The organism is Streptomyces sp. NPDC005496, assembly GCF_042872045.1.
Lineage (GTDB): Bacteria > Actinomycetota > Actinomycetes > Streptomycetales > Streptomycetaceae > Streptomyces.
The window spans coordinates 197,198-216,935 of the sequence record NZ_JBIAJQ010000006.1 but is presented as its reverse complement, the minus strand read 5'-3'; the positions used below and the strand labels follow the sequence as shown (position 1 = coordinate 216,935).

Annotated in this window: 15 protein-coding genes and 1 pseudogene; 10 read left to right on the top strand and 6 right to left on the bottom strand. The window is 70.1% G+C overall.

Annotated elements, in window-relative coordinates; all coding sequences use genetic code 11:
• Window positions 1-2: 2 nt before the first annotated feature.
• Together ACFYQQ_RS20115 and ACFYQQ_RS20110 are read right to left on the bottom strand one after the other, a co-directional pair.
• Window positions 3-1,250: an FAD-dependent monooxygenase gene (locus ACFYQQ_RS20115; protein WP_355794451.1), complete on the bottom strand. Its 1,248-nt coding sequence runs from the start codon at window positions 1,248-1,250 to the stop codon at window positions 3-5.
• 343 nt (window positions 1,251-1,593) lie between these two features.
• Entirely contained in the window at window positions 1,594-2,787 is a 1,194-nt protein-coding gene (locus ACFYQQ_RS20110; protein ID WP_355794120.1) for an MFS transporter, read from the bottom strand.
• Between the two features lie 172 nt (window positions 2,788-2,959).
• Here ACFYQQ_RS20110 and ACFYQQ_RS20105 point away from each other — a divergent pair, with 172 nt between their 5' ends.
• Together ACFYQQ_RS20105 and ACFYQQ_RS20100 are read left to right on the top strand one after the other, a co-directional pair.
• The gene (locus ACFYQQ_RS20105) at window positions 2,960-3,490 is read left to right on the top strand and encodes an Rrf2 family transcriptional regulator (protein ID WP_355794119.1); all 531 of its coding nucleotides are present in this window, start codon (window positions 2,960-2,962) and stop codon (window positions 3,488-3,490) included.
• 30 nt (window positions 3,491-3,520) lie between these two features.
• The gene (locus tag ACFYQQ_RS20100) at window positions 3,521-4,543 is read left to right on the top strand and encodes a ParB/RepB/Spo0J family partition protein (protein WP_356170353.1); all 1,023 of its coding nucleotides are present in this window, start codon (window positions 3,521-3,523) and stop codon (window positions 4,541-4,543) included.
• Between the two features lie 153 nt (window positions 4,544-4,696).
• Here the strand turns inward: ACFYQQ_RS20100 and ACFYQQ_RS20095 are convergent, their stop codons facing one another.
• Window positions 4,697-5,611 carry an AfsR/SARP family transcriptional regulator gene (locus ACFYQQ_RS20095; RefSeq protein ID WP_355785849.1) on the bottom strand — a complete coding sequence of 305 codons (915 nt, stop codon included), beginning with the start codon at window positions 5,609-5,611 and terminating at the stop codon, window positions 4,697-4,699.
• Window positions 5,612-6,043: 432 nt separating this feature from the next.
• Here ACFYQQ_RS20095 and ACFYQQ_RS20090 point away from each other — a divergent pair, with 432 nt between their 5' ends.
• The 4 genes from ACFYQQ_RS20090 (at window position 6,044) to ectB (ending at window position 9,940) form a co-directional block, all read left to right on the top strand.
• The gene (locus tag ACFYQQ_RS20090) at window positions 6,044-6,862 is read left to right on the top strand and encodes a 2-amino-3,7-dideoxy-D-threo-hept-6-ulosonate synthase (RefSeq protein WP_355785863.1); all 819 of its coding nucleotides are present in this window, start codon (window positions 6,044-6,046) and stop codon (window positions 6,860-6,862) included.
• Window positions 6,859-7,962, top strand: a complete 1,104-nt coding sequence (locus ACFYQQ_RS20085) for a 3-dehydroquinate synthase II family protein (protein ID WP_388904909.1) — start codon at window positions 6,859-6,861, stop codon at window positions 7,960-7,962. The genes ACFYQQ_RS20090 and ACFYQQ_RS20085 overlap by 4 nt, the downstream gene beginning before the upstream one ends.
• Window positions 7,963-8,155: 193 nt before the next feature.
• Window positions 8,156-8,602: a hypothetical protein gene (locus tag ACFYQQ_RS20080; RefSeq protein ID WP_355785851.1), complete on the top strand. Its 447-nt coding sequence runs from the start codon at window positions 8,156-8,158 to the stop codon at window positions 8,600-8,602.
• Window positions 8,603-8,662: 60 nt separating this feature from the next.
• Window positions 8,663-9,940, top strand: a complete 1,278-nt coding sequence (gene ectB, locus ACFYQQ_RS20075) for a diaminobutyrate--2-oxoglutarate transaminase (protein WP_355785854.1) — start codon at window positions 8,663-8,665, stop codon at window positions 9,938-9,940.
• Window positions 9,941-10,311: 371 nt separating this feature from the next.
• Here the strand turns inward: ectB and ACFYQQ_RS20070 are convergent, their stop codons facing one another.
• Together ACFYQQ_RS20070 and ACFYQQ_RS20065 are read right to left on the bottom strand one after the other, a co-directional pair.
• Window positions 10,312-10,602, bottom strand: coding sequence for a hypothetical protein (locus ACFYQQ_RS20070; RefSeq protein ID WP_355785856.1), 291 nt, complete (start codon window positions 10,600-10,602; stop codon window positions 10,312-10,314).
• 105 nt (window positions 10,603-10,707) lie between these two features.
• Window positions 10,708-10,839, bottom strand: a pseudogene (locus tag ACFYQQ_RS20065) (transposase); the annotation flags it as partial.
• A gap of 811 nt (window positions 10,840-11,650) precedes the next feature.
• On the opposite strand from ACFYQQ_RS20065, the gene ACFYQQ_RS20060 reads away from it, so the two are divergent.
• The 4 genes from ACFYQQ_RS20060 (at window position 11,651) to ACFYQQ_RS20045 (ending at window position 19,069) form a co-directional block, all read left to right on the top strand.
• Window positions 11,651-12,571 (top strand): radical SAM protein, encoded by a 921-nt coding sequence (locus tag ACFYQQ_RS20060; protein ID WP_388904908.1) that lies wholly within the window; start codon window positions 11,651-11,653, stop codon window positions 12,569-12,571.
• The gene (locus ACFYQQ_RS20055) at window positions 12,568-14,445 is read left to right on the top strand and encodes an AAC(3) family N-acetyltransferase (RefSeq protein WP_388904907.1); all 1,878 of its coding nucleotides are present in this window, start codon (window positions 12,568-12,570) and stop codon (window positions 14,443-14,445) included. Before ACFYQQ_RS20060 ends, ACFYQQ_RS20055 begins: the two co-directional genes overlap by 4 nt.
• 374 nt (window positions 14,446-14,819) lie before the next feature.
• Entirely contained in the window at window positions 14,820-16,055 is a 1,236-nt protein-coding gene (locus ACFYQQ_RS20050; RefSeq protein ID WP_388904906.1) for an MFS transporter, read from the top strand.
• Between the two features lie 257 nt (window positions 16,056-16,312).
• On the top strand, window positions 16,313-19,069 hold the full coding sequence (locus ACFYQQ_RS20045) for a hypothetical protein (RefSeq protein WP_388904905.1): 2,757 nt from the start codon (window positions 16,313-16,315) through the stop codon (window positions 19,067-19,069).
• A gap of 150 nt (window positions 19,070-19,219) precedes the next feature.
• On the opposite strand, the gene ACFYQQ_RS20040 is transcribed toward ACFYQQ_RS20045, so the two are convergent.
• Complete coding sequence (locus tag ACFYQQ_RS20040) at window positions 19,220-19,714, bottom strand: DUF5949 family protein (protein ID WP_388904904.1); 495 nt, start codon at window positions 19,712-19,714, stop codon at window positions 19,220-19,222.
• Window positions 19,715-19,738 lie beyond the last annotated feature (24 nt).

The following is a 19,738-nucleotide window of genomic DNA, read 5'->3' as shown; positions in this document are numbered from 1 at the left end:
GGTCAGAGCCGGTGGATGGGGTGTGCGGCCGGTACGGGCGCCGGAACCGGGGACGCCGGGCCGGGTGTCGGGGTGGTCGCCGCATCGGCGTCGAAGCCGTAGAGCCAGCTCAGATGTTCCGGTTCCTGCCGGTCGCGCATCTCGCGGTCCCGGTCGGTCTGTTCCTGGCCGTCGGGCAGGTGGAACGTCCGGGCCAGGTCCCGTGCCCTGCGGTGGACCTCGGCGGTACGCGGCCTGCGCAGTGACTGGTAGCGGTGGAGCGCGGGTGCCAGGCGCGCCGGGTCCGCTTCCCACAGGCATCGGGCCAGGGTCACGGCGTCCTCCAGGGCCTGGTTGGCACCCTGGGAGAGGTACGGCAGTGTCGGGTGGGCGGCGTCGCCGAGCAGGGCGATCCTGCCGGTGACGTACCGGTCCGCGAGGTCGCGGTCGAACAGGCCCCAGCGGGTGACCGATCCGGCGGCGGTCACGACCCGCCGGACCTCCTCGTGCCAGTCGGCGAACCCGGTCGCCAGTTCGTTCATCTCGTCCGGTGAGGAGAAGGATCCGGTGCGTGCGTCGTTGCTGGCGCCGACCGCGCTGAAGTGGACGATGTCGCCGCCCCTGACGGGGTAGTACGTCACGTGGCGGCGCGGTCCGAGCCAGAACAGCACGCGCGGGTCCGTGGCGAAGGAGGGTACGGCCGCGGCCGGGACGAGGCCGCGGTGCACTGCGTATCCGGAGAAGCGGGGCTCGTCTTGGACGACCGCGGCGCGGACCGCGGAGTGCACTCCGTCGGCACCTATGACCACATCGGCGGTGGTCGTCGTGCCGTCGGCGAAGTGGAGTGCGACCTCGTCGGGCCCTTCGACGACACGGGTGCAGCCCTTGCCGAGTTCCATGACGTGCTCGGGCAGCACCGACAACAGGCAGCGTTGCAGGTCCGCGCGGTGGATCAAGTAGTAGGGGGCGCCGAAGAGTTCGGTGCAGGCCACGCCGTGCCGCACCCGGGCGATGCGGGTTCCGTCGGCCCACCGGCGTGTCTCGATCGCCTGGGCCCGGACGCCGGTGCGGGCGAGTGCCGCCTGGAGTCCGAGCCGGTGCAGGACGCGGACCCCGTTGGGCGAGAGCTGGATTCCCGCGCCGATCGCGCCCAGCTGCGGGGTCTGTTCGAAGATACGGACGTCGATGCCCCGCCGCCGCAGCAGCGTGGCGGTGACCAGTCCGGCGACGCCGCCTCCCACGATGGCGACGCGTGTCCTTGGCTGGCGCATGCGGTTCCTCCCGACCTCGTGGGGCACGTACGACGCGTGGGGCACGTACATGGGGACCGGACGGGCCTCCCGTCGCCGGGGGCCGTTTGCGCTGTCAGCCTCGCAAACGCCTGTCGAGACCCTGTCGGGACCGAGCCTCAGAAGTACTCAACATCGAGCAGGTGTACGGCAAAGGCGCAGGCACAGGGCGGGGGCGGCGCGCTTGGGCGACGCGAAAGTCCTCGGCTGCGGGGGCATCGGACGCCTCGGGAACCGTCCGGACACAGGACAAGAGCCCGCCCCGGGGGATTGGGCGGGCTCTTGCCGTTGCGGGGCCGGCGTGCGGACCGGCCGGGTGCGGGGCTCAGGCGGTGTCCTGATCCTTTGCGATGTGCTGCGGCGACAGCCGGGAGATGGGCAGCAGCATCAGCAGCGTGAGCACCGTGAGGAGAACGAACGCCGGCCTGAAGTCGCCGGCTGCGTCGCGCAGTGCGCCGACGACGACCGGGCCGAGTGCCGCACAGGCGTAGCCGACGAAGAACGCCATGGCGGCGAACCGGCCGGCCTGTGTCGCGTCCCGGGCTGCGGCGACGGGCAGTGTCAGAACCAGCGTGAACAGACCGCCGTGTCCCACGCCCATGGCAAGGACCCACAGCCAGGTGCCGGTGCCGGGGCTGAGGCCGAATCCGAGAAAGCCCACGGCGGTCAGCACGGTGGTGAGCGCGAGACCGAACCGTTTGTCCTGCCGCTCCCCCAGCAGAGCGGGAACGGCCAGCATGGCAACGACCTGAATGGAGATCATCACGGTCAGCATGAACCCGGCACGGCTCTCGCTGAGTTGGCCGTCGTCGTGCAGCAGCGGTGCGATCCAGGCCAGTTCGCAGTAGTAGAGCGCCGAGTTGCCCGCGGACACGGCGGTGATCCGCCAGGCGAGACCGGACCTCCAGGGTAGTCCGCTGGTGGCCGGCCCCTTGGGACCGTCGACATGCTCCAGGCGCAGTGAGCCCTTGGCGGCCGTCCACAGCACCATGCCGGCCACGGCGAGAACTCCCCAGGAGGCCAGGGCGCCCGGCCAGGAGTCGAGGGCGTCGGCGAGCGGCGCGCTGACGCCGGCCGCCACAGCGCCGCCCAGGCCGAGGCCGGCGGTGTAGATGCCGGTGACCAGTGCGGCGCGGTCGGCGAAGCGGGTCTTCACGACGGCCGGCAGCAGTGTCTGCGAGATGGCGATCCCGGTACCCACCACCGCCGCGCACACCAACTGCAGCCAGGTGGACTGCCCCAGGCCGCGCGCCGCGGTCGCGAGGCCGACCACGGCCAGACCGAGCAGTACGCCTCTGTGCAGTCCCCAGCGGCGGCCGACTGCGGCGGCCAGCGGCGCGCACAGACCCATCGCCAGGGTCGGGACGGTGGTCAGCAGTGACACTCCGGTCGCCGACAGGTCCAGGTCCGTACGGATCCGGTCCACCAGGGGGGAAACGGCAGCGATCGCGGGCCGCAGGTTGGCCGCTGCCACGAACAGGGCGACGGCGGCGAACCCGAGCGCCGCGGGTCCGGGCACCGACGCGCTCCTGGACTCCGCGGGACGCCCGGGGGCCGCAGTGGCACGCGATGCCGTTAAACGATCTTCTGCCTCACTCATGACCTGCACCTTCACCTATCTCGGATAGTTGGTGTCCTCGTTATAGCAGAATCACGGATAGAAAAGGTCTGCGATTGCTAGACTGCGGAACATGAAGCTGACCAACGGCGTCGAGTGGGCGCTGCACTGCTGCGTGTCGCTCAGCCAGAGCCAAGTCCCCGTGTCAGCAGGCCGGCTGGCGAAGCTTCACGGCATTCCGCCGGCGTACCTCGCCAAGCACCTGCAGTCGCTGTCACAGGCCGGCATCCTGCGCTCCACACCGGGCCCGGTGGGTGGGTACACCTTCGCTCACCCGCCCGAGCAGGTCACCGTCCTGGACGTGCTCCGCGCGGTCGACGGGCCGGAACCGGCATTCCGCTGCACCGAGATCCGCCGGAAGGGGCCCCTCGCCGTACAGCCGGAGAAGTGCACGAAACCCTGCGCCGTCTCTCGTGCCATGGCCGCCGCCGAGGATGCGTGGCGGGCGGCACTGCGGCACATCACGATCGCCGATCTCGCCGAGGACATCGACGCCGACAGCGACGGCACCGCCATGGCGGAGGTCCGGCAGTGGCTGACCGGACGTAAGGAGCCGCTCCCGTCCTCGGCGTCATCCCCCCACGACCCCCTGGGCGTGTCCTGACCGCAACACTCACCGGAGGTGCACTGCGCGATGAGCCCTGAAGACGATCCCGAACCCGCACTCGCGTCAGAACTGTCCGAGGTGGAGGTCGTACCGATCAGCTGGCTGCTGCCGGCCGACTCCCCCCGCCGCCAGGGCGAGAACAGCGAACACGCCCGCCTCCTGGCCGACTCCGAGGCGCCACTGCCCCCGATCCTCGTCCACCGCCCCACCATGCGCGTGGTCGACGGCATGCACCGGCTGCTCGCTGCCCGGTGGCGCGGCAGCAGCACGATCGAGGTGCGCTTCTTCGACGGTCCGGAAAAAGACGCCTTCGTCCTCGCCGTACGGACCAACGTCCGGCACGGCCTGCCGCTGTCCGTCGCCGACCGCACATCGGCCGCCGCCCGCATACTGCGCACCCACAAGGACTGGTCCGACCGCGCCGTCGCCTCCGTCACCGGCCTGTCCGCGAAATCCGTCGCCGCGCAGCGGGTGAAGATCCAGGGCGATGCCGCCGGCCGCGCGGCCCGGGTCGGCCGGGACGGCAGGGTCCGTCCGCTGAGCAGTGCCGAGGGCCGGCGGACCGCGGCCCGGCTGCTCGCCGAGACCCCTTCCGCGTCGCTGCGTAGCATCGCCCGGAAGGCGGGGGTCTCCCCCGGTACGGTGCGCGACGTACGGGACCGGCTGAGGCGCGGCGAGAGCCCCGTGCCGGCCAGACAGCGGGCGGCCCGGCATGCCGTGCGTCCGATCACACCGCCCGCGGCGGGGCCGTACGACCAGCCGGTGCGGATGTCTGCCGAGACCCGCAAGGCGACGTTCCGCAGCCTGTGCCGCGATCCTTCCCTGCGGATGACCGAGACCGGACGCCTGCTGCTGCGCATGATGGAGCTGCACATGACGGCGGACCACCGGCGTATCGCCGCTTCGGTTCCCGCGCACTGCGCCGACTCCATTTCGGAGATGGCCACGGCCTGCGCCGAGGAATGGCAGAACCTGGCCGACGCTTTGCGGGCCGCCCCTGCCCCCTTTGCCACGGCACTGCCGCGGGAAGCGGTGCTGGCCGCGCCATGACCGGCCGCAGCGCGGCCGGCGGCGGTTCGCCAGACCGCTGAGGGCTCGGCGCGGACGCAGGAACTGCCCGGGCGGTGCGCACCCCGGTCGGCTCGTCCGGCTTGTGGCCGAGCAGCACGGCTCGGCCACAAGCCGGACGAGCCCCTGGGACTCTCACACCATGCCGGGCTCCGATTTCAGTATGGCCAACTGCAGTTCCCTGAGCGGGGCCCCAGGTTCGATCCCGATCTCGCTCACCAGTCGGGTACGCAGGGTGCGCAGCACCCCCAGCGCTTCTGCCCGGCGTCCGCCCAGGGCAAGAGCGCGGACGTACTGGGCGTGCAGCCCCTCGTGCAGCGCGTGTTCCCGGGTCACGGCGGCGAGCTGGGTGACGGCCTTCTGGTGCATGCCCGCCTTGATCTGCGCGTCGGCCCGGACCGCAATGGCGTCGAGCCGGGACTCCTCGAAGAACCGCCGTTTGGCATCGAGCACGGGCCCTGCCGGGGCGTCCACCAGAGCGTCGCCCCGCCACAGCCCCAGGGCGGCGTCGAGCGCGTCGATTCCCGCCGTGGTGTCGCCCACTTCGAGAGCCTTCGTTCCGAGGTTCTTCAGCCGCTGGAACTCCGACCAGTCCAGGCGGACGTGGTGACTCCTCAGCCCGTAGCCGCCCGCCCCGGTCACCAGGATCTCCCGGGCGACATAGGCGGCGGAGCAGCCCGTCAGTTGAGACACTATTTTTCGGCAGTTGAGAATATAGGTCTGCAAGGTACGCAGGCCGGTCGCCGGGGGCCTTTCCCGCCAGAGTTCGCGCATGAACGCATGGATGGGAACCACCTGGTCGGCATGGACCAGCAGCATGGCCAGAACCGTGCGAATCTTCGGCGCGAGTGCCACACCTTCGGCCGACGCGGAGATATCCAGATGCAATGGTCCGAGAATTCCGCCGTGAATGGCCACCCCGGCGCCCTCGACCGGCGGACGTTCTCGCGCATACCCTTCGGGGTTTCCTTCGTTCAAATGCTTCGAGTGATACACCAGTCCCCCATCAATCGCTTCGAATGCATGTGCCGGTGATCCGTAGAGATTCATTCAAGCAACACGAACATACACATCGGTTTGCTCATCAACCAGAAGCGCATGGGACCGCTGTGGCGCTCAAGCCACGACCGTCTCTGGCACACGAGGCTGCGGGCGCCCGTGGTCACACCGGTCGGACGCCGAACACCGGGGCTTCCCCACCACGCCTGTGCGGAACGGAAATGGCGCGATCTGCACCCGGCTCGCGCCCGCCCGGGCGCTCCTCGCGCCAAGCGGAACCGGGCACTTCCCATGGGCAACTGCGGAATTCTCCAGTTGCACGCCCGTGACCGCCCGCCGGATCTCACGCCCAAGCGTCGCCATGGCCGTCACGAGCTGCGGTTTGACGTTTTCTCCAACCGTTTCTTGAACGCGCTTTGCCAGGCTACCGACGACCCCTCATCGACTCCGTCTCCGCCGAATCCCCGTCAGAAGGAGCGCAGGATGGCCAATGCCACACTGACAGGACGTGCTTTACGCTTTGCCAGGCTGGCCGGTTACGGGGACGGCCGACTTGTTCTCGTTCCGCTGGACCACTCGGTTTCGGACGGGCCCATCACAGCGGCCGTGCGTTTCGACGAACTGGTCCGCGACATCGTCGCCGGCGGCGCCGACGGCATCGTCGTGCACAAGGGACGGGCCCGGCTGCTCGACCCGACGCTGTTCGCCACCTGTTCGCTCATCGTCCACCTCAGTGCCAGTACCGTGCACAGCCCGGACGGCAACGCCAAGGTCCTGGTCGCAGACGTCGAGGAGGCGTTACGTCTGGGGGCGGACGCCGTCAGCGTCCATGTGAACATCGGCTCCGACACCGAGGCGAAGCAACTGGCCGATATGGCCAAGGTGGCGGCCGCCTGCGACCGGTGGGGTATGCCGCTGCTGGCCATGATCTACCTCAGGGGCCCGAGGATCACTGGTCCCGTCACCCCGGAACAGGTGGCCCACGTGGTCACCCTGGCCGCGGAACTCGGTGCCGACCTGGTGAAGACGGCCTTCGCCCAGCCTGCCGACGGCATGACCGACGCGGTCGCCGCCTCTCCGTTGCCCGTCCTGGTCGCGGGCGGCTCCCACGACACCCGGGCGAGCCTGGGCGAGTTCGCCCGTACGGCCCTGGCTGCCGGTTGCCAGGGTCTGGCGATCGGCAGGCGGGTCTTCACAGCGCCCGCGCCCGGACGGCTGGTGCGGGAGCTCGTGGACATCGTGCACGGCCCCACCGTGGCGCCGGTTCCCTTCTCCCCCTCGCGATTGGCAGGTGTGCAGTGAAGCTCAGTTGGATCGACATCCGTGACGTCGGCTCGGCCAAAGAAGCCATTGTTCAGGAGGCGATTCACGCCCGGGTGGACGGCATCCTCGCCGCTGACCCGGCGGACCTGGAGCCCCTGCCGCCCACCGTGAAGAGGGTCCTGTTCCCCCAGGACCGGCCGCTGCCCGAGGACTTCGGGTCCGCCGACGTGGTCGTCGTCGACCCGGCCAAGCACGGGGACCCCGCCGAACTCGCCGCGCGGCACCCGCACATCGAGTTCGGCCGGTACGTGGAGATCGTGGACGCGCCGACGCTGGAGAACGCATGCCGTTCCGGCCGGGCCGACCAGTGGAGCCTGCTGCTGTTCCGGGACCCGACGAAGATCCCGCTGGAGATCGTGATCGCCGCGGCCGCCGGCGCGAAGGGAAGCCTGATCACCGTCGCCCAGGACGTCCAGGAGGCGGAGATCATCTTCGGGGTACTCGAACTGGGCTCAGACGGTGTGCTCATGGCTCCCTCGCGGGTCGGCGAGGCGACCATGCTGAAGCGGGCCGCCGAGACCGGGGTGCCCGACCTCGACCTGGTCGAGCTGGAGGTCACGGCGACCGCCCATGTCGGCATGGGCGAGCGGGCCTGCGTGGACACCACCACACACTTCCGCAAGGACGAGGGCATCCTGGTCGGCTCGCACTCCAAGGGAATGATCCTCTGCGTCAGTGAGACGCACCCACTGCCATACATGCCCACGCGCCCCTTCCGGGTCAACGCCGGAGCCATCCACTCGTACACCCTGGCCGTCGACCAGCGCACCAGCTACCTCAGCGAGCTGGGGTCCGGCAGCAAGGTCACAGCCGTCGACATCCACGGGAAGACGCGGCTGGTGACGGTGGGGCGGGTGAAGATCGAGTCGCGCCCCCTGCTGTCCATCGACGCCGTCTCCGCGGACGGCCGGACGGTCAACCTCATCCTGCAGGACGACTGGCACGTACGCGTCCTCGGCCCCGGTGGCACGGTGCTGAACAGCACCGAGCTCAAGCCCGGCGACAAAGTCCTCGGGTATCTGCCCGAGCAGGACCGGCACGTCGGCTATCCGATCCACGAGTTCTGCCTGGAGAAGTGACCGCATCTCGCCGTCCGTTCGGACCGGCGCGCCGCGGGCCGGCGCCGGTCCGAACGAGCCCGCACCGGCCCTCCCGACACCGAACGGTGCCGAGCGACGCTCGCAACACCGCCGGGCGCCCCCACCACCGGCAACAGACACCCGTCCGCCCCGGGACACCGCTTTACGGGCCGCAGGCAGGAGACAGCTCACCATGTCCGACGCAGACATCTCACATCGCGCGGCCCGCCTACCACAGCGGCGTCGGCAGTGGCCCGGCATGAAACGGCAGGGCCTCGCGCTCCGGTTCACTCTGATCATCGGCGACCGTCGACTGACAGAGGCCCTTCAGGTCGTGTGCGACAAGGACGCCGTGATGCTGGAGTTCCCCGAGACCTCCGTCCGTATCGGCCTCCGTCGGCTGCTTCCCGAACAGGACGGCGGCGTCGTACTCGACTGCCGGGCCACCTACCACCCCGGCGATCGCGGGCAGCGCGAGAGCACTCGCACCTGGCAGCGGGTGCTCTCCGGCCGCCCTGGTGCGCTGCACCAGCGCGAGGCCCTTCTGCGGGAGGTCCTGTCCGCCCGCAGTCACGCTCCCGGCCGGGTCGTCGTCCGCCCGACCCTGGCCTCGCTGCGCTACCTCGCGGCCGCGGTCTGAGATCCCACAGCTCCTTTGCCAGCCGCCCGTCCACACTCGTCTGCCGCTCAAGGATGTGCAATGGACCGTCATCACGGGGCCGATCAGCCTGATCCGGACGTCTTCGAAACCTTGGAATCGGAGGTGCGCAGCTACTGCCGCGGCTGGCCGACCGTCTTCGACCGCGCCCGCGGCACGCACCTGTACGACGAGCGGGGCCGCGCCTACATCGACTTCTTCACCGGGGCGGGATCGCTCAACTACGGCCACAACAACCCCCTGTTGAAGCGCGAGTTGCTCGCCTATCTCCAGCGTGACGGAGTCACCCACGGCCTGGACATGTCCACGGCGGCCAAGCGCACGTTCCTGGAGACCTTCCGTTCCCTGATCCTGCGGCCCCGCGAGTTGCCGTACAAGGTGATGTTTCCGGGTCCGACCGGCACCAACGCTGTGGAGGCGGCGCTCAAGCTGGCCCGTAAGGTCAAGGGGCGCGAGACGGTCGTGTCGTTCACGAACGCCTTCCACGGCATGTCCCTGGGATCGCTCGCGGTGACCGGCAACGCCTTCAAGCGGGCGGGTGCCGGCGTCCCGCTGGTGCACAGCACGCCCATGCCCTTCGACGGTTATCTCGACGACGCGCCCGCCTTCGCATGGTTCGAGCGGCTCCTGGCTGACAAAGGCTCCGGTCTCAGCCGGCCCGCGGCCGTGATCGTGGAGACCGTGCAGGGCGAGGGCGGCATCAACGTGGCCCGGCCCGTATGGCTGCGCGCGCTGGCCGACCTATGCGAACGCCACGACATGCTGCTGATCGTCGACGACATCCAAATGGGCTGTGGCCGTACCGGCGCCTTCTTCTCCTTCGAGGAGTCCGGCATCGTCCCGGACATCGTCACTGTGTCGAAATCCATCAGCGGCTACGGACTACCGATGGCGCTGTGCCTCTTCCGCCCGGAACTCGACATCTGGGAGCCGGGTGAGCACAACGGCACGTTCCGCGGCAACAATCCCGCCTTCGTCACGGCCACCGCGGCGCTCAACTCCTACTGGACTGACGACCAGTTGGAGAAGCAGATCCTCCTGCGCGGCGAACAGGTCGAGCAGGTGCTCACGTCGATCCGGGCGGAACACCATGAGGAGACCAAGGAGTTTCGAGGGCGCGGCCTCGTGTGGGGCCTGGAGTTCCACGACAGGAGCCGCGCAGAGCGCGTCGCCGGGCGAGCCTTCGAACGGGGCCTGCTGGTGGAGACCTCCGGCCCGGACAACGAGGTGGTCAAGCTCCTGCCGCCGCTCACCGTGACCCCCGACGAACTCGACAAGGGCCTGCGCGCCCTGGCCGAGGCGATCCGCGACACGGCCTGACTGCCATCGGCGCACGGTCTTCACGTGCCACAGCGGACCGCGTCCCGGCCGATCCGGCGGCCCACATACGCCCCATCTGGCATCCCACGAGGCCACGGGGCCTGGCGCGTAGCGCGCAGCGTGTGAGGCTGCAACTGCGCCTCCCGCCCTCTGCCCAACCGGTCGGCGACAGGCTGGCTCAGTGGTTCCTCAACGGCCGTCGCACGGGTCGTCGCCTACATGCATCGGCTTGGTGTCGACCGCCAGGCAGGAGGAGTACACCCGTGGCGGAGTGTGCTGCGGGTCCGCTTCCGTCGCGGCGCTCACGGCGCTGATTGCCGCAGCACCGGCGCAGATCAGCCCCGCTACCGCGGGGAGCCCTATACGGCGCCTCACCGGCCGCCGCCAAAGTGGTCAAGAATCACATCACGGCAGTCTGCCGCGCCGCCCGTCGTTCGCGAGAAGGCCAGCACACCGTCGTCGTTGCCATCCGCCTTGGCCCTGTCCAGCTGCGTCTCAATGTCCGAGATGTACTCGGCACACTCGGCGCTGACGGGCTTCTCGGGCTGCGCCTCAGGCTCCACGGAGGCATTCAGAGCGGCGGTGGCACCGATTCCAGCAGCGCACAGCACCGCCCACGCGGCGACCCACGTACGGCAACTCATCCCTAACGGCTTGGGCATCCAGGCATTTTACGAGCATTGCTCGGGCCGGCGCCGTCGCCGGGGTGGAAGGATGCTCGTTCTGCCATGCCGGGAGGCTAGAGGTTGTCCCGTGTGGGCCGTGAGTTATCCGGTGAGGGCCAGGTTGTAGAGCCGGGCTATGCCGAGCAGGGCCTGGTGAACTCCGTCGCCCTTGAGCCGGCAGTCCCGCAGGATCTTCCAGTTCTTCAGCCGCGACAGAGCATGTTCCACCCGGGCGCTGAGAGTCGGTACCGGCAGCCCTCAAAGCGATGAGGAAACACGCACAAAGGGCATACCGGCGCTACGCATGACAGCTTGGGCACCCCTGCCCCCGCCAGCCACCGCAGACCGGCCAATCGGAGGAAGCCAGGGAGACCATCGCGGCAGGCGCTCGGATACCAGTCGGACACCACGAAAACCCGCAGCGTGCAGCGCGTCAATGCCGGTGGTGAGCCGCTTGGACTGGAATTCGTCGAGGGCCAGCCGGTGGCGAGACCGACTGGACTGGATGAACGGCGAAGAGCCCTGGCTCGGCCACGACCCCGCGTCGCGCGCCGCGCACACTGGGGCGACCGCCCGGCTGTGGCCTGATGCAGAGCACCCGGACGGTCTCCCCATCGAACTGCCGCTGGCCCGATTGCCGGACTCCTGGGCTCCGTACAAGCCCAGCTCGTTCCTTTCCTAGCCTCCATCGAGGAGCGGGCCGCCCGGTATGCCCCGCTCCTCGCCCTTAGCCGCCTTCTCCTGCGCTCTGCTCTAGGGACCACAACTCCCCCTCACCTCCCACCTGGCGCTCAGTCTGCGCACCATCGCGCGCACGGAGGAGGCGGACGCACTGGCCGAGGAAGCGGTCCGGCGTGCCAAGGAGACTCCCGGCAACGCCCACTCGACCACCCGGGCCGTACTAGCCGGCAAGCATCTCGACTCCGACATTGGACCGCCGACCACCTGAACGGCGTAATTAAGCGTGCCCGCCATCGGGGTTCAGCCCTCGACTCCCTAGGATTCTGGGATTCACTCCGCCGACGCACCAGAGCGACCGATGCCGATGCCCGCCACCAGCCTCCCGACCGCCGGACCGGACGACCGTCAGGAGACGGTGCCCTTCCGGCAGTTCCTGCTGAAGGCGCACAGTAGGTGCAACCTGGCCTGCACCTACTGCTACATGTACGAGGCCGCCGACCAGAGCTGGCGCCGACGGCCGAGGACGATGGCCCCGGAGGTCGTCAGCCGGACCGCCGGTCTCATCGCCGCCCACGCCCGGGAACACGCGCTGGGCAGGTTCGACGTCGTGATCCACGGGGGCGAGCCGCTCCTGGTCGGAGCCGAACGGCTCGCCGCACTCTTACAGACCCTCACCAACGCCCTCGCCGGAGTCGCCGAACTCCGGCTGACCACGCAGACCAACGGCATCCGGCTCATCGAGGATCCTGACCTGCTGCCCGTCCTGGACCGCTACGGCGTACGCGTCGGGGTCAGCCTCGACGGCACCGCCGCCCTTCAGCAATTCCACCGCATGGGCGACCGCGGGCGCCAGCCCGAACAGCCGGGCGTCCGCACTCCCCACCCGACCCCGGCGCACAGCGCCCGTCGCCTCGTACGCCTCACCCAGTGCGCCGAACGCGGCGCCCTCGAACAGGCGGACTCACTCAAGGCCAGCTATCCCGGAGCCCCAGCTACCGGACTGCACGTGCTGAGCGACACCTTCGCCGACGCCGCACCGCACCCCGGTTTCCGCGCCTGCCGGCGCGGGACGGCCGGCCTCGAGCCGGTGTGCCGGGCCCGCCCACGGTCACGAGTCAGCGGCGGAGGCCTCTACGCCCACCGGTACCACCCCGGCTCCACTCCCCTGTTCGCCGCGCCCTCCGTGTATTGCGACGACTTCGCCGTACCCATCGACCACATCGGCGACTGGCTCCGCAGAGACGTGGCCCGGCTCGCTCGGTCGGGACGGGAGGCGATCCGGTGACGCCGGCTGCCAACATTCCGCGCGTTGGCCGGAGTTCGGCCGAGCCCGTCCCGCGAGTCATCGACCTCGCCACGTTCGCCGACCTCGCCCGGGCCCGGGGCGGCGCCCGAGCCGTGGCCCAGCTCGGCGCCGGGCAGCTCAGCAAACGTATGCTCCTCGCGGACGCGCTCCGGCGCACCGCCGCCGCGGGGCCGCCGGCCGTCGCCGCCGAGGTCGCGGGGATGTACGAACGGCTGGTGGACCTGAACCGCCGAGACCGGCGGGCCTGGCACGCGGTCATGATGCACCCGTTCCTCGATGAGGGGCTGGCCCGCGCCCTTGGTGCGCTGGACCGGGGTGAGCATCCCGAACTGGGCTGGCTGGAAGACCTCTTGGACGGCACGCGGCAGGGGAAGTGGCCAGTCGTGCGCACGGTGTGCGACGAGCAGGTGCTGCAACTGTGGCTCGCCGACAGCGGATCCCTGCGAGACGCGCACGGGCATGCCCTCACCGAACCGCTCGACGACAAGCAAGTACTGCGGTGGCAAGAGGCATTGGAGGGTGCCTGGGAGATCCTGGTCAGGCGACACCCCTGGCACGCCGAAGCCGTAGGCGCCTGCATCCAGGCGCTGGTGCCGTTGTGTCCCGGCACGGACGGCACCGCGGTCAGTTCCGCCGCCCGCCGCGCCTACGGTGCGATCGCGGCTTCGCTCCCCGACGACCCGGTCCTGCTCGCGCTCACCCTCGTCCACGAGTTCCTGCACGTCCAACTGGGCGCGCTGCTGGACCTGGTGCCGCTGCACGGCCCCCCTTCGGACGCCCGTTACCACGCCCCCTGGCGGCCAGACCCCCGTCCCGCGGGCGCCCTTCTCCAGGGCACCTACGCCCATCTCGGCGTCACCGACTTCTGGCGGGCCGAACTCGCAGCGGGGGTGGGCGGCGAGCGGGCCCGGCACGAGTACGGCACCTGGCGCGGACACACCGAGGACGCGGCGGCCGCCCTGTTGGACAGCGGGGAACTGCTGCCCGCCGGCGAACGGTTCGTCCAGGGAGTGCGCGAGGCCGTGCGACGCGAGCCGGTCGTCACCAGCCGGCTGCGTGAGCGGCACGAACTCGTCGATGCATTGAGCCAGTTGGGCCTCAGCACGGGCGACACCGTCCTGGTGCACGCCTCGCTGCACGCCCTCGGACCCGTCCGCGGCGGCGTGGACACCGTGGTCGACGCCCTGCGTGACGTGCTCGGTCCCACCGGCACTCTCACCGTCTACACCCAGACTCCCGACAACTCGGATCCATCCCGGTGGCCCGGCACACGGGGATACGCGGTGCCGAAGGAGACCTGGGACACGGAACGGGACAAGGTTCCCGCGTTCGACCCGGCGCGCAGTCCCAGCTTCGGCGTGGGCGTCCTCTCCGAGCGTGTATGGAGGCAGGACGGTGCCATGCGCAGCGCACATCCGCAGAGTTCCTTCGCCGCTCTGGGCGCCGAGGCGGCCTACGTCACCGCCGACCACGCCCCGGACTGCCACCTGGGTGAGGACTCGCCACTGGCCCGGCTGGAGAAGCTCGACGCCCGGGTGCTGCTTCTGGGCGTGGGGTACGACGTGTGCACCGCCTTCCATCTCGCCGAGTACCGTGTTCCCGGGCGGCCGAGGAACACGTACTCGTGCGTCGTCGCGGCGCCTCCTCCGCAGGGCCGCCGCTGGTACCGGTACCGCGACGTCCTGCTCGACTCCTCCCCGTTCGGCGAACTGGGTGCGGCGTACGAGGCCACGGGCGCTGTGCGCCGGGGTCGGGTGGGGAGTGCGGACGCCCGGCTGTTCGGGCTGGCGCCCGCGGTCGCCCATGCGGTGGAATGGCTGAAGGCCGGCGGCTCGAACTCGACCGAGAGCTGATCCTGGAGGCGAGGCGGCCGGTGCGTTCGGCGGGGTGACTCGGCTCCGCTCAACTCACCTGGCCTCAGCCGGGTTGGCCCGCTCGGTTAGACCAGCCACCGTCACAGTCGGCAGCGAAGCCAGAGCCAAAGCCCGAGCCGCCGCCAGCACCAGCACCAGCGATCGCCCGTTCCCAATGGACACTCCCGCCACGAGCGGTGAGAATGTCCGCCACACAACACCTAGATTTCTGCCCGGTGATGGAGTCGGTGCGGGGAGCCGTGCCCCCTCTCCGCGCCACCACTGGACGGTTCCAGGCGGCAACACCGGGTCGGCGCTTTCGGGCACCGGCGACCCGGACAAGCCGTCCCGCCGGGCGGTGAAATGGACTCGCCGTGCCCACGGCGAACTACCGTTCCTTGCTGCGCACCCCGGGCGCCGCCGCGTTCTTCCTGCCGGCTTCGCTCGGTCGGGTCGGCATTGCGATGACCAGCCTCAGCATCGTCTGGCTGGTACACGGCCACACCGACAACTTCACCTCGGCTGGACTGGTCACCGGCGCCTTCGCCGTGGCCGACGCGGTCCTGGCGCCCCAACTGGCTCGGCTGGTGGACCGGTTCGGGCAGACCAGGGTCCTGCCGCCGTCGTTGTTCGCCCACGCCGGTGCGATGGCCGTACTCGTGATCCTGGTGGCGGCCGACGCGTCCCCGGCCCTTCTGGCGCTGGGCGGGGCACTGGCCGGGGCCTGCGTTCCCCAGCTCAGTGCGATGTCCGCCGCACGCTGGGCGGCACTCCTCCGTGCCGACCGCGCCGGAGAACTGCCCACCGCCTTCGCGTTGGAGTCCATCAGCAACGCGGTGTCCTACCTCGTAGGGCCGACGATGGTCAGCGCGCTCGCCGCGGCAGGGCATCCCGTGTTCGGCACGGTGCTGGCCACTTCCCTGTCGGTGGTCGGCGGTCTGGTCCTCGCGGCGCAGCACCGGAGTGCGCCCCCACCGGCAGTCCGCGTCACCGCGCGCGACGCTCGTGAGGACCGCTCGCTGCTGCGCCGCGACGTCTTCTTGCTCATGGGCATGAATCTCGCCCTCGGGGTCTTCTTCGGCGCCATGCAGGTGTCGGTGACCGCCTTCGTGGTGGAGCGCGGTGTGCCAGGAGCCGCCGGCCCGGTCTTCGCCCTCTCCAGTTGCAGCGGGCTGCTGGCAGGCTGGCTGTACGGGCTACGCCGGTGGAGCGTCGTGGCGTCGACGCAGCTGCTGGCGACGACTGGCGTGCTGATGTGCGGCACGCTGTTGCTCGTGTCGGTCGACTCGCCATGGCAGCTGGCGGCGGTCGTGGTGCTGACCGGTGCCACCATTCCGCCGCTCCTGGTGCTGTTCTCGTCGCTCACCGAATCGGCCGTCCATCAGTCCGTCCTGACCCAGGCCTTCTCCTGGCTCGGTTCCGCCGGCGCGGCGGGCACGGCTGCCGCTGCGGCCGCCTCCGGCTGGGCGAGCGACTCACTCGGGTCCCGTGGTGGCTTCGCGGTCGCGGCTGTTGCCACCGCGGCGATGACGCTGCAGAGCGTCATGGGCCTGCGCCTGTTGCGAGCGCCGGAGGATCGGCCGGGACAGGCGGAGTCGACGACGAGATGAGGAGTCCTTCGTCCGGCGTTGGCGCGCGCACCGCTTGGTGGCGCCGATGTCCATGCGGTGATCCCCCTTCGCCGACCGTGCCGTCCCCGATCTGACCACTCGCTTCTAGTGCTCACGAGCCAGCGCCCCATGGTCTGACCGAGTCATGACAGAACCAGTCACCTATCCCCTAGCCTCCCCGTGCACCACTTGACCCAGCGGCCGCCCGACCGGACGTCCCGTCCGCGGGGGCCGTCGAGATTCTGGGGGAACTCGCCATGTGGCGCTTCGTACCCGGCTCACGACACAGACCTGCGCGCACCGCATCCAGCAGCCGCCTGCTCGCCGCCACCGCCGCCCTGCTGCTGTCGGTCGGCGTGTTCCAGGTGCCGGCCACCGCCGACTCGCCGTCCGGCGATGGCGCACCTGTCACCTCCACGGTCGACGGTGGCCCCACGGCCAAGTCGGCTCTCGCCCCACGGTCCAAGGCGCGGGCCGAGTACGAGGTTCCCGACTTCGATCCGCAGCCGCTCACCCGCAAGCAGTCGGGTGAAGCGCCCGAGCAGCCCGACCCCGTCAGCTACGCGGGCTTCGAACCCGGCATCCGCGCCCTCCTGGAGGACCTGCAGAGCGGGACCTTGAACGAAGAGGCTTTCATCAACCACGCGTACGCCACGCTCGGTTACCTCGGTGGCGTACCCGCGCACTACCGCGACACCGCGAAGGTGCCCCAGGAACAGCGTCAGATCCTCGCCATGGTCCTGGGCCGGGAGCTGGCCCGGCTGGGCCACCCGATCCGCGACTCGGTCAAGCACGAACTCGACCGGGCCGATCTGCTCACGCCCTTCATCAGCCGCTCCTCACTTCGGCTCGCTCCGACGCCGAGTACGGAATGCCAGCAGGCCAGTCTGCCGGGCGACTTCCAGTGCCTGCACCAGACGTCCCACTTCTCCGTGTTCTACCGCACCACGGGTGAGCGCAACGTCGACACCTACGACGGCGCCGGGGACCCGGCCCGGGGCGACGTGGCCGGCAACGGTGTGCCCAACTACGTCGAACGCCTGTCACGTTCACTTGAGGTGTCCTGGACCACATACACGTCGGACCTCGGCTATCACCCGCGTGAGGACACGGACAAGAAGGTCGCCGTCTTCCTCGGCTCGCCGCACGTGGACAGTGGGGTGGGCTTCGTCCAGCCGTACGAGACAGCCGACGCGAACATCATCCACATCGGCACCGACTACGGCGCGGGTGACGAGGCGGACGAGTTCTACCTGCCGAGGCACGAGCTGTTCCACACCATGCAGTACGGCTACATCGGCATCGGGCTGGTCTTCAATCCGCGTGACCTCAACGCCTGGATGGAGGGCAGCGCCGAGTGGGCCGCGCACCAGGCCATGCAGAACGACAGCACCGTGCCCTCCGCCAGCAACGCCAAGTACGCGAAGGCCCTGGACAGTTACTTCGCGAGGCCAGGAGTGGACCTCACGCAGCAGGACGGTTTCGGGTCGGGCCACCAGTACGGAACGTTCATCTTCGCCGAGTTCCTCGAGGAACGGCTCGGCAGGGACTCCATCCGTCGTACCTGGGAGCGGATCGACGACGCCTGGTTCCCGGACGCCAAGAGCCAGATCCGCGACATGATCGAGGACGACTACCACAGCGACCCGCACACCCAGTTCAGCGACTACTGGATCGCCAACTACCAGCTCTGCGGCGGCGGCAGCGCGGCCGACTACGGCACGTACTGGCACTACGCCGACAAGGACGTCCCGGTCTGGTGCTCCGAACTCCGGGGCACCGGTTCGGACTCGACCTTCTCCGTCCCACGCCCGGCGCACGAGACCGTCCGCCTTCCCGCCGATACCGGCGTGGCGTCCGGCTCGTACACCGTGCACGGCGGGGGCGCGCACTTCGTGGATTTGGTGGGCCAGGCCGATCCGTCCAAGCTGTGGAACATGGCCGTACGGACCATGCAGGACGACGACCGGCGGCTCACCTTCCGGGTGGTCGACTGGCAGGAGATCCCCAAGCGCTGCTACGCCGACGACGTCAGCGCGCGCGAGGAGGACAAGACGCTGGACACGCGGATCGGCGGCCGTGACTGCTACCGCGTCACCCTTTTGATCAGCCATGGGCAGCCCGACGAGGACGAGGAGGAGGGCCGTTGGGAGACGAAGTACACGAGTCTCTTCGGCGGCAGCATCGGCGGCGCCGCCACCGAGGTGGAGATCGGGGTCCAGCCCGGCGGCAACCTGATCACGCCCAGCGGCCGGCCGAGCGCCGGGGTCGGCACCACCGACCTGGGGCTGCGCCACAAGCCGACGAACTACGAGGGCGTCTCGGTCGCCGGCTGCTTCTGCGAGGGCTGGGGCATCGAGGTGACCCCACCCGGGGGCGTCGGGCAGTGGGCGGGCTGGTCCCACGGTGTCCAGGGGCTCTCGGACAACGCCGAGATCGTCGAGTTCTCCACCACTGCGACCACCGCGAAATCCGTGGTGCGGCTGGTGGGGACCGACTACCCGATCACCGTCACCCACGAGTACCGCCCGTCCTCCAGGCCGGAGCTGTACGACGTGAAGGTGACCGTCGCCTCCGAGGCGCCCCCGGGTGACCAGCCGTCGGTGGTCTACCGGCGCGTCGTCGACTGGGACGTGGAGCCGACGCCGCTCAACGAGTACGTCACGCTCAAGGCCGACCACGACCGCGTGGTCTTCGCCAGTGACGACGGGCTGGCCGGGCCGAACCCGCTGACGGGCCGCCCGTGGCTGCACAACAGCGGTTCGTTCACCGACGCCGGGCCGTACGACCAGGGATCGCTGCTCGACGTCGACGTACCGGTCGACGCGGTGGCAGGACAGCCGGGCACGTCGGGCAGCTTCGACCTGTACTACGGGGCGGCCGGCGACCAGCAGACCGCCCTGGCCGCACTGGGCGCCGTGAACGCGCCGGTCTACTCGCTCGCCAAGCCCAGCACCGCGGGCAATCCGGCCGGCGGCAGCCCGGTGACGTTCGTCCTCGGTTACAAGCCCTGAACCGTCCGTGCCCCCGCCCCGCTCCGGCGGGTGCGGGGGCACTCCTCGGTGACCGGCGCCGTCGTGTCTCGGCACGCGCCGCGTGTCACCGCGTATGCGCGAAGGACGCCGGCCGCCGCCGTGGGTCCACGGCCGCGGCCGCCGGTCGGGTCAGCGGTCGCGCAGTTTGCGAGCCGGCAGGACGACGTTGGCGGACAGCTTCAGCGTCTCCTCGTCGTTGGCGAAGGCGGCCAGTGCGTCGTTGTCGGTCAGTTCCCCGCCCGGCCACGTGCGCGTGGTGAGGATGAGACAGGCGTACCCGCGCTCGGCGACGACCGCGAGCCACTGGTCCGACGGGACGATCTGCGCGTTGATCTGCGGCATGGAGAGGACCACGGACCCGTCCACGACGAGCAGGCGGACCGGCATGCTCGGCCGGGAGCTGCCGTCGACCAGGCCCTCCTCGATCGAGAGTCCGCAGTTGCGCACCAGCTGCTCGACGGCGGCGGCGGCGGAGCCTTCGGGACCGTTCTCACCGTCACCGAGGGAGAAGGCGAGCACGTAGGGGATGGCGCCTTGCGGCGTCTCGCGGCTCCACGACATGGCGACGAAGGTCCCCACCTCGGCGGAGCGCACGGGGCGCGTTTCTGTTGAGTTCGAGGTCACCGCGTGACCGTATCGGCGCGGCGG